This window comes from Oceanobacillus salinisoli (assembly GCF_009733865.1).
GTDB lineage: Bacteria > Bacillota > Bacilli > Bacillales > Amphibacillaceae > Oceanobacillus > Oceanobacillus salinisoli.
On record NZ_WOFB01000019.1, the window covers coordinates 1 to 15,795 of the forward strand.

The window sequence follows — 15,795 nt, forward strand, 5'->3', positions numbered from 1 at the left end:
TTTTCCCAATGTCCATATTCGCTAATAGCAAAAGTATCAACATCTATTTGAGTAACTGTGAACCAAGAATCCCTAATTTCTACCATTGTTTCCCTCTCTTTAATAAATTTTATTGTAATAACTACTGTTCCCTATTCTTTCTCTTTTTCTGGGGTAAGAAACACAATTCCTTCTTACACAAAACTTCCAGTTACTTCAATAAGAAAGCGTCTTTATTCTTGCAGAAATGCATCCGCTCATTTTTATATGGTTTTAAGACTCATTTGGTTCCTTTTTCATCATGTTGTTTAAGAAAAGCAGAATCCGTCTATACAATTTGTAAAACAGTACACCCATTAGACCTCCAAGTGTATTTAGAATAACATCATCAATATCTACTGCACGTCCCTCTCCAAATCTATAACCAGAAAGAATAAAATTGTGTAAGAACTGATAAATTTCAATACCAATTGATATAAACATTGTTATAAAAACCGTTTTCTTTATACTTTTTGTAATGCATAACGCTAATAAAGCAAAAGCAAATGGCGTGAGTAAAAACAGATTACCTAAAACCTGAATAATCTGGACTGGTACGAATACTGGAAGAGTAATGACATGCCATATCGTCTTAAATGGAATAAGGTTAAGGCGTTCGAATTGGATATGATGATCTCCAATGTATTCGGAGGTAAAGTAAAAACCAACGCTTATAAAACTCACGTATTGATGTAATACAAACAGGTAAAGAGTAAAACCACATAAGATAAGAAAATCAAACGTACTTCTGACAATGGATTTATTTACAAACCAAATACTTAAGGCAGTTATTACTATCCAATTCCCGAAGACAGTAAAGTAATCATATATGGGGGAACCATTTTCAATTACTTGTAAATAAAAAAATGCAAGATACAAAAAAGAGACAATAACTGCCAACCATTTTAATTTTCTATACTCCACTACATAGCACTCCTAATTACGGAAATTTCTACTTACTTGATGAAATATTTAACGCTTTATTTTCAACTTTTGTTCAACTAACTTCTATCTTCCTTCATTAACATCACACTTTAATACTAACATAATATTCCAAATATATATTGCGTTTTTTTATATAAGAAAAGACGATCAATTTGATGATCGCCTTGTTAAACTCTTACACCCTTTAGCAGAACAAGAACTATTGTGAAAGACTTGTGAGTTCAAAGAATTCCGGTTCTGGTTTCATTACTTTTATCCCTTTTTTTGATTGAAAATATATTTCCTTATCGTTTCCATAATAAACTTTAATTTCCATATTTCCGAAATCAATGATACTTGTTTTTTCTCGATTAGGTAACTCCTCTTTTTCCCAATCAACTGCTTTATTTATTAGTGTTTTTATTTCCTCAACCTTAGATTTATCATCTATAACAAAACACCCTTCTTGATTTAGGGTTTCATAGATACAAATGTTGTTTGGTGATTCTTTAACCCAAGAAGTCGATTTATATATAGGGGTCTTATCAAAGATGACTTCTGTTTCTTCATCAAATTGATTATAATTTACTGAAATCCCTAGCTCACCGTCAAAATTTTCTTTTCTCCATCGAGAATAAAAGCCAGACCAATCATTTTCATGATCGCTATCATCTAAAGCTGACTCTTCATGTTCAACCTTCCAACCAAGGGATGGAAGTTTACTCATGTAAAAGTCATAAATATCCTCCCAATGATTTCCCTTTATTACGTATTTATGGTCTGTTGGTTTCAAACCATCAAATAAAGGAATATCTTTGTGTTGCTCTGGAATAATGGTCATCCCCTCATAGGTATCATCAGTGGCTTTTTGATAGGAAAACCAACCCACAGCAATTATAATCGTAAAACAACTATATAATATTAAACTTTTTTTACTCACTTTATCCCCCTTTTATAATTCTTCGACCACCCTGCTTTTAGTGAATAAGCTTTTCTTTTTGAACTAATGCTCCCTTTAATTTAACAGTAAATCTACATTTTGCAGTTTTCCTTTAATTCTTCACGTATTTCTTTAAAGTTCCTAGGGATGATCAAAGATATTTTTTATTTTAATGTTGCATTACGATGCACAAATAGAGTAATAACATTGAGAATAATAGTAACAATGAGAAGAACTGCTGTGACGGATACCCTTGCCCCCATAATGTCCATAAGAGCAGGCAATCCCCAATCTTTACACGAGTATAGCTATTGGAAATATGAAAAAATAACTAAACAGCACAAACACTGATGCTCATAATGGAAAGAGCCGTCCAATTCTTATGGTAGTCCTTTTTATATCGTATTAGATTAACAAGCCGTTGTTTATTAAAAAGTATTTTTAATCGAAAAACTCCATATGCGTTTTCTCTTGTTTATAGTAATCCAATCTATCTTGTAATGTGCCCGTATGAAATTCAAATTTATGCCCATCCGGGTCAGTAAAATAGATGGACTTTTTATCTCTTTCATCTCTCGGACGACCTGACAGGATATTTACATTTAATTTTTTCAGTTTGTCGTACAATCTATCCAAATCTTCTTCTTCAATTGAAAAAGCAATATGCGTGTATGATTGATTTATTTCATTACGAGGTATATCTTTCTCAACATTGAGAGCAAGCCAGATTCCATCTAAATCAAAGTAGGCGGTGCTTCTACCTTTAACTAACAATTTAGCATCAAATACATTTTTATAAAACCTGATAGAATTTTCCAAATCAGAAACTGAAAATAAGAAATGATTCAGGCCTTTTATCGACATTTCCTCACCTCTATAATTTATTTCCCTTAACAGATTTTCCTTCTTCAAGTAATAGTTTGTTAGCATAACAGCTTCCCAAGTATTTATTAAATCAATTCTTGCATTCCAACAATAAACTCATAAACAAAATAATCAGCAAAACCAATCAACACCAACCCAGCAATAATGGAAAATGCCTTGATCATTGTACGGCTCATTATACAATCCCGCTTCTTTTATGCAACAAGATGCGATTTCTTATTTAAGGGTTGCACCCGTTTGTGGAATAATGAAAATACAATTTATTTTTTATATAATAACTTAAACCTTTCACAAACAACTGGTATTTTATGATGGAACTCTTGGTTAACCCCTTTGAATTCTTTCTTGCAAAAATCTTCGTGTACGTCACGCCAAAACTTCAATGTACGGTCACCTTCACCTTCTAAATAAGCATGTTCTTCGGAAACTTCATCAAAAGGAACTATTTCAACAGAAGTAGTTTCGACAATCGCTACGGCCTTTCCATCACCACCAAGAATAATATTGTGAAGACCAACATACGGCAACGACTCATTTTCCCCGTAAAGCGAATAATTGGAAGCTGTGGCTGTTTTGATACCGTCAAGAACCAATTCAGCAAGTTCATCTGCCATTTCTTCAGAATCACCAAATGCCCACGCTTCATAATCCTTTGGTGCATTAGGGTTAATCTTCTTAAACTCCTCCCACATTTGATTTATGGAATCATTACTCATATATATCAACCTACTTTCTATCTTTAACTTTAATGATATTGAATAGTATAACATTTGAGTATTTTTGTGTAATCCGTTCTTGTTGTCAGATCCCACCGTTTCCGTGACAATACACCTGACATTTTTCGACAAAATCCGGGAAGTGACAGGCACCTTCTATTATTTCGGAACTGTAGCCTTTCTCTTTCTAATAGCATCAATGATTAGAGAGTCTATAAATATAATGATTACACCCAAACTGAGAGCATAATCCGCCAAATTAAGAATACCTTGGCGAAATTGAAAGTGTATAAAATCCGTTACTTGATTAAATAAAATTCGGTCTATGGCATTACCAATTGCACCACCTGCAAAAAGTGCAATCCCAATTTCCAAAAGCTTCCCATTTATATAACCTTTCTTTAGCATATAAATACTAAAAACAGCCACGATGATTGCAACTGGTACAAACAGACGGCCATACCCTTCAAATAATCCAAAGGCAGCTCCACTATTTTGAATGTGGGTAAAGTTTAATACACCTTCCCAAACTTCCATCGTATCTCCAACATGTAAATGAGCACGAATCCAATACTTAGATAGTTGATCCATTAAAATGACGAGAATAGCAACACTATAGAAAAGGATAAGAATCACACTTTCTCTGCTTTGATATTTTGGGAACAGAGGAAGCGGTGCCATTTTTCGACAATATTCGGGAAGTGACAGGCACCTCCCGATAATTACACTTGATAGTTGAATAGTCACTTTTTTTTATTGTTATTCTTCTCTGACGCAATAACCCCTCCAATAATAGCAGTAAATGCACCTGCAAGAATTACAATTAGCATCATGTTATCCAAAGTAAATTACCTCAATTCTTAAAAAATTAATTCCTTACCATCTCGTTTTAGTGAAAAAGCGACTGCTCTTATTAAACAATCGCCACCCGTTTGTTGAATGAGATTTTAATGAAGCCCATATTTTAGTATCTGATGTCTTATAACCTCGTTGCCAAATGTAAACCATAATAAAAGCAATAAAACTATAACCCCCATCACAAGACTAAACCAGGCAAAATACTTATTTTCCTTATTTATTAAAGGGTATAGAGCAATTAGCAATGACCCAAAAGCAAGGGTAATCACAACGGAAAGTTGTCCTGTCAATGTTTCAAAGACCATATAACCCCTCCTTATATATAAAAATACTTTACATTATTTCCGAATTCCTTGTTGCACTATTCTGCCCCTTTACAAAAATTAGTTTAACAAAAAAGGGGGGGCTTATCCTTCTTGTAAGTAAGTACCCGTTGCCTTAAAAGTAATTCTTAATTTGAAAGTTCCTTTAATATAGTTATTACTTCCTCTATGTTATAAGTTTAAAAATCTAACAGTGTTAATTCTGCACCACCAGTTTCAAATATGAACACTGCGGGAGCTTGTTCTATTTCATATTCTGGATATTTTTCTTCAGCATCTTCTAGGCTCATGAGGATTCCTATTTCTTGAAATCTATCTGATGAAACATCTACTGCGTCAGTGATAATATTGTGCGTTTTGTCATTTCCATTTTGCACTACCAAAACGGAATACAATTTTTCATCCCTTTTAACAGTAGCACATCCAACTAATAAGCTAAAAGACTAAGAAAAGAAACAGTTTACCTTTCACAATTATCACATCTTCTAATACTTCCTTATTAAAAAATTGCACCTGTTTGTTTAATAAGGTAATTCGCTCCCTTCTTTATCAAAATACTCGAAATCGGTTTGAGCAGTCAAATCTGGTTCTACACCGTGAAACAAAAATGCTTTCATTTCTTTTTCATCCATCGTTATCATATTAGCCTCATGATTTCCAAATTTCACTTTAGTTACTTCTTTTGAGGCAAGTCCTACGATGTAATCATCCTTGCCTGAAGACATTCCTACATTATTTTTATCAATACTTCCGACACCAATTATTTCGTTAAATCGCCAACCATATTTATTCTTAATTATTTTTCCTGCTGCTAAATAGTCCTTTGGAGTTTCACCTACTTCTGAATAGTAAAAAACATACGCAACATTATCGTAGAACTTTGTATCAAAGATTTCCAAAACATCAAGTTTAGGATTTTCAACATTACTTAGGGCCACTTCTGGTGTAGAATATGAATTATTCTTTTTACTATTCTCTAAGTAGACGAAAACAGATATCATCACTATTACAACAACTATAATACCAAATATTATTTTTTTCATCGTCTCCCCCTTTAAACGATTCACACTAAAACTTTTTACACCTAGTTAAACCATTCTTCCCTCTAGCACAATAGGAGCTGCCAAAGCGACAACTCCTTATTGAATATTCGCATCCGTTAATGCGATAATTTATTTTTCTTGTTACCCCTTATTCTTTTTTTATTGTTATAAGTTTTGACATGACAAAATGAACTACTGCAATAGTTAGTAAAAAGTCTCTATAAGCCTCATTTGTCCCCTCCATTAACGTAGCAACAGTACTGAAAAATAAAAATGAAATTAAAAGTAAAGCCAGAACGTAATACTCAATTTTCAGTTCCATTTTATACCCCCTTATTATACAAATCTGCCAGTTAGTTGAAATATAATACAATACCGTCTTTAATCCACCTCTATTTTACCATATATTCAAAATTTTCATTTCATGTAAATTCCACTTCACTATTGGATTTATTCCATGCTGTTCTCTTTCTTATTTCTTATGTCCCTTTCTTCCCATAACAGAGAAAAGACAGGAAACTTTCCAAAATCCCGCCGCCTCAACCAACATTCCATTGTTTCAGTTAAAATAAAGTTTTCCTACCGAACCCCATTTACACACTTTTTTGGTTCAATAATGGTCGATTTTCACCTGTTTTTTTCGCATTTTTTTCAGTTTTAAAATAAAGTTCTTCGATAATAGAAGGAAGAATAAATTGGAAAGTGCGCAAAAAATCTCGGGCTTCCATATGGAAAACCCGAGAGATTATTTGATTCAACTCCGAAATCGGATATGTTTATTTTTACTGAGAATAGTTTATTTGCACTAGTATAGTAGACTGAAGATGTTAGGAAACAAGAAAGTACATCAACTAGATTTGGTATTATCAAAGATTTTAGCGAAACAAGTTTTTAATTAGATTGGATAGGAACTAAAAACCTATTAAACAAACAACTAAAATACAAAATAACACTGACAATCAACAGGCTGATTATATTCTCCCCAAAATTTAATGCTAGCCTCTTTTCTACCTAAAACGAAACGATTCAATGCCCCGACCAAGGCATAGTAATGCTATTCAATTCTTGTAAACCTGTACCTTATTCCAGACATCAAATTCCACAGGGCACAGATAAACTCCTATTCCCTTGTCCCATCAACATTCTTTCACCTAAAGTTATCCAGTAATTCACGCACTTCATCTGTTGACTCTGTGTTCATCAATTGATTTCTTAATTCACTCGCCCCTCTAAACCCTTTGACATAAATCTTAAAAAAGCGACGTAGCGGCTTAAATGAACGTGGCTCTAATTTTGAATATTTGTCAAAAAGGTCCAAGTGCAACCTTAAGAGATCTAGCAATTCCTCACTGCTATGGTCTTTTGGCTCTTCTTCAAAGGCAAATGGATTACTAAAAATACCACGCCCAATCATAACCCCATCAACACCGTATTGCTGAGCGAGTTCTAAACCAGTTTGACGGTCAGGAATATCCCCATTAATTGTCAAAAGTGTATCTGGTGCCACCTGATCACGAAGTTTCTTAATCTCCGGAATCAGTTCCCAATGAGCATCCACTTTACTCATTTCCTTTTTGGTACGCAGATGAATGGAAAGATTCACGATGTCCTGTTTCAATATGTGTGTTAGCCAGTCATGCCATTCGTCTACATGCGTGTAACCAAGTCTTGTCTTCACACTTACGGGCAATCCTCCTGCTTTTGCTGCTTTTATTAGGTCTGCAGCAACATCGGGACGACGGATAAGTCCGCATCCCTTTCCCTTGGCTGCAACATTCGGTACAGGACAGCCCATATTGATATCCACACCCTTAAATCCTTGTTCTGCCATACCAATACTCATTTGTCGAAAATATTCGGGCTTATCCCCCCATATATGAGCCACCATGGGTTGTTCATCTTCTGTAAAAGTCAAACGCCCACGCACACTCTGTTTCCCCTCAGGGTGACAATAACTCTCCGTGTTTGTAAACTCTGTAAAAAACACATCAGGTCTGGCAGCTTCACTCACTACATGGCGGAAAACAACATCCGTTACATCTTCCATCGGTGCCAGTACAAAAAATGGCTTTGGTAAATCACGCCAAAAATTATCTATCATAAATACGTTCAAACCCTTTCATAATGGGATACCATCAAATTCTTATCCCAAAATTTAAAAAGCATAAATATTCTGCTTCTTTTTCACTTATAAATGCTTAAGCACTTTATATCAAACTAATCGGAAATGTTTATTTTAATTAGACACTTTCCTCTCCAACCAACAAACACCCTCTATATGATTCGTCTGAGGAAACATGTCCACCGGCTGCACTTCTTTCGTCTCATACCCTCCATCTTCTAATATCCTTAAGTCCCTGGCCAATGTCGAAGGATTGCAGGATACATATACAATACGCTTCGGTTCCATTTCAATCATGGCCTGAAGAAATTCTGGTTCACAGCCTTTGCGTGGCGGATCGATGACAATAACATCTGGATCAAGTCCGTCACGCTTCCACTCAGGCATCACCTTTTCCGCTTCCCCGACAACGAACTCTACATTGGAAATCCCATTTAACTTCGCATTGCTCTTCGCATCATTAATCGCATCCGGAACCACTTCTACTCCGTAAACCTTTTTCGCCTTTTGTGCCAGGAACAGTGAAATCGTGCCAATTCCACAATAGGCATCTATCACAACATCATTACTGTCAATGTTGGCATATTCCAGTGCCTTTTCATAAAGCACCTTTGTCTGGTACGGATTGACTTGGTAAAAGGACATTGCTGATATGGCGAACTTCACATCCCCAATCGTATCGTAAATGTATTCCTCGCCCCATATCACTTTTGACTTGCGGCCTAAGATAACATTCGTTTTCCGGTCATTAATATTATGAACAATCGATTTCACATGTGGAAAGGTTTCGGTTAATTCACGAATCAATTCTTCTTGATGCGGTAATTTCTTCGTACGTGTAACAAGGACAATCATTGTCTCGTCCGTCTCTCTGCCTGTCCGAACCATAATATGGCGAAGTACCCCACGGTCAGATTTTTCACCATAAGCCTGGATACCTAAACGATTGGCAATTCTGCGTACAGCATGAACCGAACGATCATTGACCTCATCCTGCACAACGCATGTTTCCATATCATCGATAATATCGTGACTGCGCATCCGGTAGAAGCCGGTAATCAGCTCTCCATCACGTTCCCCTACTGGAATCTGTACTTTATTCCGATAGCGCCATGGATCTTTCATGCCAATGGTCGGATGAACAGGCACATGCTCCAAGTGAGCAATCTTCTTCATTACGTTTTTCACTTGGTTTCGCTTCATTTCCAGCTGCAAGTCGTAACTCATATGCTGTAGCTGACAGCCACCACATTGGTAAAACACATTGCATGGTGGCTCTACACGCTCCTCGCTTTTCCTTTTGACATCGAGTAACTTGCCAAAGCCAAAGTTTTTATTGACCTTTACCACCTTCACCGTTGCTTCTTCACCTGGCAGTCCATAAGGTACAAATAATGGATAACCCTCTACCTTCCCTACCCCATTTCCTTCATGGGTAAGGTCCTCAAATGTAAGGGTAATGGTTTCATTCTTCTTGACTGGTGCTGTTTGTTTCGCCATTTCGTTTATCTTCCTTTTCCGAGCAAAATTTAGTGGTTATATCTTATCATATTTTTAACCGGAAGCGCATGCCTCATACTTTAAGAATGGAATACGTGTTCAGTACTACTCCTAAAAGTGAGCTTTGTATTTAAAATGGTGTATTTCCCCCCGAACTTCGGTGTTTGCCCTGTATTCCACTCAAAAAATCTCATAAAAAAAAGAAGACTGCCTATTCCTCAGCCTTCTCCTCTTCTTCGTCATTTTTAACGAATGCTGCTGGAACCATAAATTCAATATGCTCATTCAAATTAATGAATTCACCTGGCAACAATCCGCCATACTCTCCATCAATATTTAACTGCATCTTTTCTTCAGGGGTAACGATAATTCGTTTAGCCTGCTTATAAATGACATTTTCATCGTCTAAATGGACGCCGCGCAAAGCTAACGTAACAATTCGAACAAACTCTGCCAAGTTAACCTTTTTCAGGATAATTAAATCAAAATAGCCATCATGTAAATTCGCATCTGGGGCAAGCTTTTCAAATCCTCCAACCGAATTGGAGTTAGAGACTAAAAATATCATAATATCTTCATCAATGACATTGCCATCATATTCAATTTTTACCCTTGCAGGTTTCAATGAAGGGAGCATTTCAATCCCTTTAACATAGTAAGCCAATTGTCCGAGAACCGTTTTTAACTTTGCTGGTACATCATAGGTCAGTTCTGTCAGCTTCCCTCCGCCAGCAATGTTAATAAAATAGTGGTCATTTACTCTGCCAATATCCAGCAAACTGGAATGACCTTCTACAATGATATCCACAGCTTTAGGGATATCCCTTGGAATATTAAGTGCTCTGGCAAAGTCATTCGTTGTACCGGTTGGAATAATGCCTAATTTTGGGCGATGATTTTGTTCGGCTAACCCATGAATGACTTCATTAATTGTGCCATCTCCACCTGCAGCAACCACTAAATCAAAACTTCTTGATATCGCATGTTTCGCAGCTGCCTCGGCATCCCCTTCACCAGTTGTAGCATGTGCAGAAGATTCATAGCCTGCCTCTTCCAGTTTTTGGAGCACATAAGGCAGTTCCTTTTTAAACGCTTCCCGGCCAGATGACGGATTATAGATGATTCGGGCCTTTTTCATTTTGTTTCCTCCCCGATTGTAACCTTGATCAAGGGTAAAATTTTAAAATAAATGTTTGTTTTAATATATTGCCATAAATCGTATAATACGATTCATTTTATATGAATGTCAAATCCATCATAATCCCAATTTCAGGTTTTGAAAAGTTTAGACTACTATTACGTCTGTAATAGTAGTCTATAAAGGGTTTTTATCGTTTTTCTATTTCTTCTTTTAGAATCTTGTTTACCATTGGCGGGTTAGCTTGCCCTTTGGTTTCCTTCATTATTTGACCAACTAAGAAACCAAGTGCTTTACCTTTCCCTGCTTTATAGTCTGTGATAGATTGTTCATTTTCATCCAAAACATTGTTGACAATTTCTTTTAATTGCTCTGGATCAGAAATTTGTACAAGTCCTTTTTCCTTCACGATTTTCTCAGGGTCTCCGCCATTATCTACCAGCTCAGCAAAGACTTTCTTCGCTATCTTGGATGAGATTGTTCCATCTTCAATGAGCTTGATCATTTTCGCTAAGGCTTCCGGAGTAATGGCTAAGTCATGAAGCTCTTTGTAATACTTGTTCATGTAAGCAGAAACTTCACCCATTAACCAGTTGGATGCCTGCTTCACATCTGCACCGTTGCTAACTGCTTCTTCAAAAAAATCAGCCATTTCCTTGGAGCTTGTCAGTACGTTCGCATCATACTCAGATAAACCGAGTTCTTTTACATAACGCTCACGGCGTGCATCTGGAAGTTCAGGAATCTCGGCACGAATCCGCTCTTTCCAAGCTTCATCAATATAGAGTGGAATCAAATCCGGTTCTGGGAAGTAACGGTAATCATCCGAACCTTCTTTGACACGCATCAGAATCGTTTCTTTTGTTTTCTCATCATAACGACGAGTTTCCTGTAATATTTCTCCGCCTGATAAAAGAACTTTTTCCTGGCGTTTTTCTTCAAATTCCAGCCCTTTTTGAACAAAGTTAAAGGAGTTCAAGTTCTTCAGCTCCGTTTTCGTACCAAATTCTTCTTGGCCGATTGGACGTAAGGAAATATTCGCATCACATCTCAGTGAGCCTTCCTGCATTTTGACATCAGAAACGCCTGTATACTGAATGATATTTTTCAGCTTTTCTAAATAGGCATATGCCTCTTCCGGTGAACGCATGTCTGGTTCCGATACGATTTCAATCAATGGGGTTCCTTGACGGTTAAAGTCAACATAGGAATACCCATCATCCCCGTGCGTTAATTTACCTGCATCTTCTTCCAGGTGAAGACGGGTAATACCGATTTTTTTCTTCTTGCCATTGACTTCAATTTCAATCCAGCCATTTTCTCCAATCGGCTGATCAAATTGCGAGATTTGATAGGCTTTTGGATTATCTGGATAGAAGTAGTTTTTACGGTCAAATTTCGTATCTGTTGCAATTTCACAGTTTAGTGCCATCGCAGCTTTCATGGCAAAGTTAACTGCTTCTTCATTTAAAATAGGAAGGGTTCCCGGATACCCTAAGTCAATTGGGTTCACGTTTGTATTTGGTTCTGAGCCAAATGCATTCACACTTGGGCTAAATATTTTTGATTGTGTTTTCAACTCTACGTGTACTTCAAGACCTATAATTGTTTCAAAGTTCATTATTTGGCACCTCCCAAATCCTGAGGTCGTTTTGTATGATAATCGGTTGCTTTTTCGAAAGCATGTGCTGTACGATAAACCGTACTTTCATCAAAATGCTTCCCGATGATTTGTAAGCCGATTGGAAGACCTTCCTCAGAAAATCCGCATGGAACGGAAATTCCTGGTACACCAGCCAAGTTGACCGGAATCGTTAAAATATCATTAGCATACATCGTTAATGGGTCATCAATTTTTTCTCCGACTTTAAATGCTGGTGTTGGCGTAGTTGGTCCAAGAACCACATCATAGTCTTCGAAAATTTTATCAAAATCATTTTTAATCAATGTACGTACTTTTTGTGCTTTTTTATAGTAAGCATCATAGTATCCTGAACTTAAAGCAAACGTTCCAAGCATAATACGGCGTTTTACTTCGTCTCCAAATCCTTCGCTGCGGGATTTCTTGAACATATCAATCATGTTATCGGCATTTTCCGAGCGAACACCATAACGTACGCCATCGAAGCGTGCAAGGTTTGCGGAAGCTTCTGATGATGATAGCAGGTAGTATGTTGCTACCGCATATTTGGAATGTGTCAGAGAAACCTCTTCCCATGTTGCACCAAGGGACTCATATACTTTCAATGCATTCATGACCGCTTCTTTTACTTCCGGGTTGACCCCTTCTGCTAAGTATTCTTTCGGTACAGCAATTTTCAGACCTTTCACATCATTGGTTAAGGCGTCTGTATATTTAGGAACTTCCACATTCGCACTCGTTGCATCCATCTTGTCATGACCTGCAATGATTTCTAATACTCTTGCATTATCTTCTACTGTACGTGTGATTGGTCCGATTTGATCAAGGGATGATGCAAATGCAACCAATCCAAAACGGGATACACGTCCATAGGTAGGTTTCATTCCAACGACACCACAAAACGCTGCCGGCTGACGAATTGATCCACCTGTATCGGAACCAAGTGAGAATAGAACTTCACCTGCCGCAACAGAGGCCGCAGAACCACCACTGGATCCACCTGGAACATAATCCGTATTCCATGGATTTCTTGTTGGTTCATAGCTTGAGTTTTCATTCGATGAACCCATTGCGAACTCATCCATGTTTAATTTTCCAATTGTCACCGGTTTTTCTTTCGCTAATTTTTCCATAACGGTTGCATCGTATAATGGATCTTCAAAATTATCCAGGAATTGACTTGCACATGTGGTGCGAAGACCTTTCGTCATGATGTTGTCTTTGATTCCTGCAGGCATGCCGAAAAGAGCTGCAGCAGCATCAGGAGATTCATCTAATTCCTTCGCTCTTGCTCTTGCCTCTTCTTCATTCAATGTTAAAAAGGCATGAACTTCTCCATCTACTTCTTTAATTCGATTGTAGGATTCGTCTACTAGATCCTGAACGGTAATTTCTTTATTATGTAATTTCTCTTCTAATTCTTTAATCGTATAATCAAATAATGACATGCAGTTCCCTCCTTACTTATTCTAGAATTGATGGTACACGGAATTGTCCATCTTTTTGATCTGGAGCGTTTTTCAATGCATCTTCCTGCGTAATCCATTCTCTAGACTCGTCCTTACGCATCACATTCTTAATATCCATAACATGTGTTGTTGGCTCCACGTTATCTGTGTCCAATTCATTTAATTGCTCCGCATAATCAATGATTGCACCTAAGTCCTTCGTTAATTGCTCAACTTCTTCCTCTGTCACAGCAAGTCTCGCCAGATGTGCAACATGCTTTACTTGCTCTTTTGAAATATCTGCCATCGGTCACCCTCCAAACTAAAAATTGATATATACCTTTCAATATAACCATAATTCATTATTATAACACTATGATAATAGCAGAGATAGTCGTTTGTAGGCAAATTATGTAATATTGTACGTGTGATATTTTGAGAAAGTTTCCATGTATTCGACTATATATCCCGTATCGGTTTAATTGTTCTTTAATTTGTGGAATGTGTTTTATGAGGGATATATTTATACTCATGAAACTTATACTATATATAACCTATCTTTTTTGGGCATAAAAAAACCGGAATAGGTTTCCAATCTATTCCAGTAAATGCTCATATAGTAATAGGGTAAAAATAAACAAAAATTAATTAATAGCTCTTAGTAATCTTGAGTTGGTTCTTGAACTGAGAAAATACTAGGTTCCTTTTCTAATGAAAGGTCTGTTGCAGAAGATTCAGCTAAAGTAAATCCCGTAAGTAATAATGCACCTAATGTTAAAGTTGCTAGAATTTTTTTCATTATTTTCTCTCCTCCTTAAGGAAAATTTATATATTTGTAATTTGCTGGTAGGCAAAATTAGCCTCTTTATAATACTTAGTTGCATCTTTATACTTGTGCTGCTTTTCATAGTAATCTGCTAATAGATTTGAGTAGATTACTAGAATACCAAAATCTTTTCTCTTTTTTAAATAAGGTAAGAAATCTTTTATTACTAAATCCTCAAACTTCTGATATTCCTCATTTAATAAATAATTATACGTGTGTACTATGTAGTAGCATAATTCATATGGTGTTATGTCATAAGGCGAGGCCTCTGAGTATTTTGCAAATAACTTTAAAGCATAAGATACATATTTTCTTGCTTCATCATAATTTTCCACCTTATAATATTCACTTATTACTGATGCCAGAGGAGTAAGTAAATCCCTGTTATCAGATTTATTTGCGTTTATTATCTCTAAGAAGTGTTTAATTGCCTTTTCAGACTCACCTCTCACAGAGTATAAATGACCTAAATTTTGATTAGTTAACTCAATTAAATCATTATTATTATTTAACTTACCAAGATGCAATGCTAAATTATAATTTTTAATTGCTTTATCATACATTCTTATTCTTCTATACGATATTCCTAATATATTATGACATTGTGCACAACGAACAAAATCATAATGTTTCATATATATTTCTAATGCTTTATTAGCATAGTCAATCGCTTCTAATGTATTTCGCAATTTACTGTTTGTGATAGATAAAAGATATTGAATATCTGCTAATTCTATTTCGTCTAGATTTAAATGATTAATTTTAGCCTCTGACTGTTTATACATATATAGTGCTTGGCTAAAATCTCCTGTAATAGAATTATAATTCCCTCTGAATTTATACCAATAATATTCTTGTTCCTTATCAAAATTACTGGAAATTTCATTCAGCTCATTAATTTTATTTATTGCATTTTCCGTATCTCTCATCAAAAGATAATACCTAATCTTATGAATCTCAAACATCATCAGGTTTTCTGATAGATTTCTATCCATCAACTCTTGTATTTCTTTGTATTTAGCTGTAATCTCTTCTTTATCATTTACTTCGAATAGCATGCCATACCATTGCTTGCATTTTTCTTTAATAGCCTTCTCTTCGCTACTATCTACCTGAATACCAAGTCGATTACATAACATTTGGGTAATCTCTGGGCTTGCCTGGGTTTTTAGATTTTCAATTTTTGATAAATAGGATACAGAAACGATACCATCTGCTAATTCTCCTAATGTCATATTTTGTTTGGTGCGTTGAAGCTTGATGAAGGATCCAATCTCTATCAAAATACCCACCCTATCATTCCATAAGAATTTCTATTCATTTGACTTAGTTATATTATATCATAAGTTCTATAAATTCATATTGGGAAAAATAGAGGGCTTATCCCCTATTATCGCTTGATAAATTTTCCG

17 protein-coding genes are annotated in these 15,795 nt (G+C 36.0%); all 17 read right to left on the bottom strand.

Features of this window, described 5'->3' with window-relative positions; genetic code table 11:
• Positions 1-252: 252 nt before the first annotated feature.
• The 17 genes from GMJ66_RS14250 to GMJ66_RS14325 all read right to left on the bottom strand — a co-directional run bounded on the left by GMJ66_RS14250 (position 253) and on the right by GMJ66_RS14325 (position 15,666).
• Positions 253-942, bottom strand: a complete 690-nt coding sequence (locus GMJ66_RS14250; RefSeq protein WP_156290990.1) for a VanZ family protein — start codon at positions 940-942, stop codon at positions 253-255.
• Positions 943-1,162: 220 nt separating this feature from the next.
• Positions 1,163-1,882 carry a hypothetical protein gene (locus GMJ66_RS14255; protein WP_156290991.1) on the bottom strand — a complete coding sequence of 240 codons (720 nt, stop codon included), beginning with the start codon at positions 1,880-1,882 and terminating at the stop codon, positions 1,163-1,165.
• 441 nt (positions 1,883-2,323) lie between these two features.
• Positions 2,324-2,746 carry a FosM family fosfomycin resistance protein gene (gene fosM / locus GMJ66_RS14260; RefSeq protein WP_156291100.1) on the bottom strand — a complete coding sequence of 141 codons (423 nt, stop codon included), beginning with the start codon at positions 2,744-2,746 and terminating at the stop codon, positions 2,324-2,326.
• A 281-nt stretch (positions 2,747-3,027) separates the two neighbouring features.
• Positions 3,028-3,483, bottom strand: a complete 456-nt coding sequence (locus GMJ66_RS14265) for an ASCH domain-containing protein (RefSeq protein ID WP_156290992.1) — start codon at positions 3,481-3,483, stop codon at positions 3,028-3,030.
• Between the two features lie 159 nt (positions 3,484-3,642).
• Entirely contained in the window at positions 3,643-4,119 is a 477-nt protein-coding gene (gene lspA / locus GMJ66_RS14270) for a signal peptidase II (protein ID WP_231514942.1), read from the bottom strand.
• Positions 4,120-4,430: 311 nt separating this feature from the next.
• A complete protein-coding gene (locus tag GMJ66_RS14275) occupies positions 4,431-4,646 on the bottom strand; it encodes a hypothetical protein (RefSeq protein ID WP_156290993.1) in 216 nt (71 codons plus the stop codon).
• A gap of 197 nt (positions 4,647-4,843) precedes the next feature.
• Positions 4,844-5,059, bottom strand: a complete 216-nt coding sequence (locus tag GMJ66_RS14280) for a hypothetical protein (RefSeq protein ID WP_156290994.1) — start codon at positions 5,057-5,059, stop codon at positions 4,844-4,846.
• A gap of 126 nt (positions 5,060-5,185) precedes the next feature.
• Positions 5,186-5,707 carry a hypothetical protein gene (locus GMJ66_RS14285; RefSeq protein ID WP_156290995.1) on the bottom strand — a complete coding sequence of 174 codons (522 nt, stop codon included), beginning with the start codon at positions 5,705-5,707 and terminating at the stop codon, positions 5,186-5,188.
• 148 nt (positions 5,708-5,855) lie between these two features.
• Positions 5,856-6,029, bottom strand: coding sequence for a hypothetical protein (locus GMJ66_RS20475; RefSeq protein ID WP_197046717.1), 174 nt, complete (start codon positions 6,027-6,029; stop codon positions 5,856-5,858).
• An 825-nt stretch (positions 6,030-6,854) separates the two neighbouring features.
• Positions 6,855-7,808, bottom strand: a complete 954-nt coding sequence (locus tag GMJ66_RS14290; protein ID WP_156290996.1) for a tRNA dihydrouridine synthase — start codon at positions 7,806-7,808, stop codon at positions 6,855-6,857.
• 135 nt (positions 7,809-7,943) lie between these two features.
• Positions 7,944-9,329 (bottom strand): 23S rRNA (uracil(1939)-C(5))-methyltransferase RlmD, encoded by a 1,386-nt coding sequence (rlmD, locus tag GMJ66_RS14295; protein ID WP_156290997.1) that lies wholly within the window; start codon positions 9,327-9,329, stop codon positions 7,944-7,946.
• Positions 9,330-9,540: 211 nt separating this feature from the next.
• Positions 9,541-10,467 carry a diacylglycerol kinase gene (locus GMJ66_RS14300; protein ID WP_156290998.1) on the bottom strand — a complete coding sequence of 309 codons (927 nt, stop codon included), beginning with the start codon at positions 10,465-10,467 and terminating at the stop codon, positions 9,541-9,543.
• Between the two features lie 190 nt (positions 10,468-10,657).
• The gene (gene gatB, locus GMJ66_RS14305) at positions 10,658-12,088 is read right to left on the bottom strand and encodes an Asp-tRNA(Asn)/Glu-tRNA(Gln) amidotransferase subunit GatB (protein WP_156290999.1); all 1,431 of its coding nucleotides are present in this window, start codon (positions 12,086-12,088) and stop codon (positions 10,658-10,660) included.
• The gene (gatA, locus tag GMJ66_RS14310; protein ID WP_156291000.1) at positions 12,088-13,557 is read right to left on the bottom strand and encodes an Asp-tRNA(Asn)/Glu-tRNA(Gln) amidotransferase subunit GatA; all 1,470 of its coding nucleotides are present in this window, start codon (positions 13,555-13,557) and stop codon (positions 12,088-12,090) included. Before gatA ends, gatB begins: the two co-directional genes overlap by 1 nt.
• A 16-nt stretch (positions 13,558-13,573) precedes the next feature.
• The gene (gatC, locus tag GMJ66_RS14315) at positions 13,574-13,864 is read right to left on the bottom strand and encodes an Asp-tRNA(Asn)/Glu-tRNA(Gln) amidotransferase subunit GatC (protein ID WP_156291001.1); all 291 of its coding nucleotides are present in this window, start codon (positions 13,862-13,864) and stop codon (positions 13,574-13,576) included.
• Positions 13,865-14,215: 351 nt separating this feature from the next.
• Positions 14,216-14,356 (bottom strand): hypothetical protein, encoded by a 141-nt coding sequence (locus GMJ66_RS14320; protein WP_156291002.1) that lies wholly within the window; start codon positions 14,354-14,356, stop codon positions 14,216-14,218.
• A 26-nt stretch (positions 14,357-14,382) separates the two neighbouring features.
• On the bottom strand, positions 14,383-15,666 hold the full coding sequence (locus tag GMJ66_RS14325) for a helix-turn-helix domain-containing protein (protein ID WP_156291003.1): 1,284 nt from the start codon (positions 15,664-15,666) through the stop codon (positions 14,383-14,385).
• Positions 15,667-15,795: the final 129 nt, after the last annotated feature.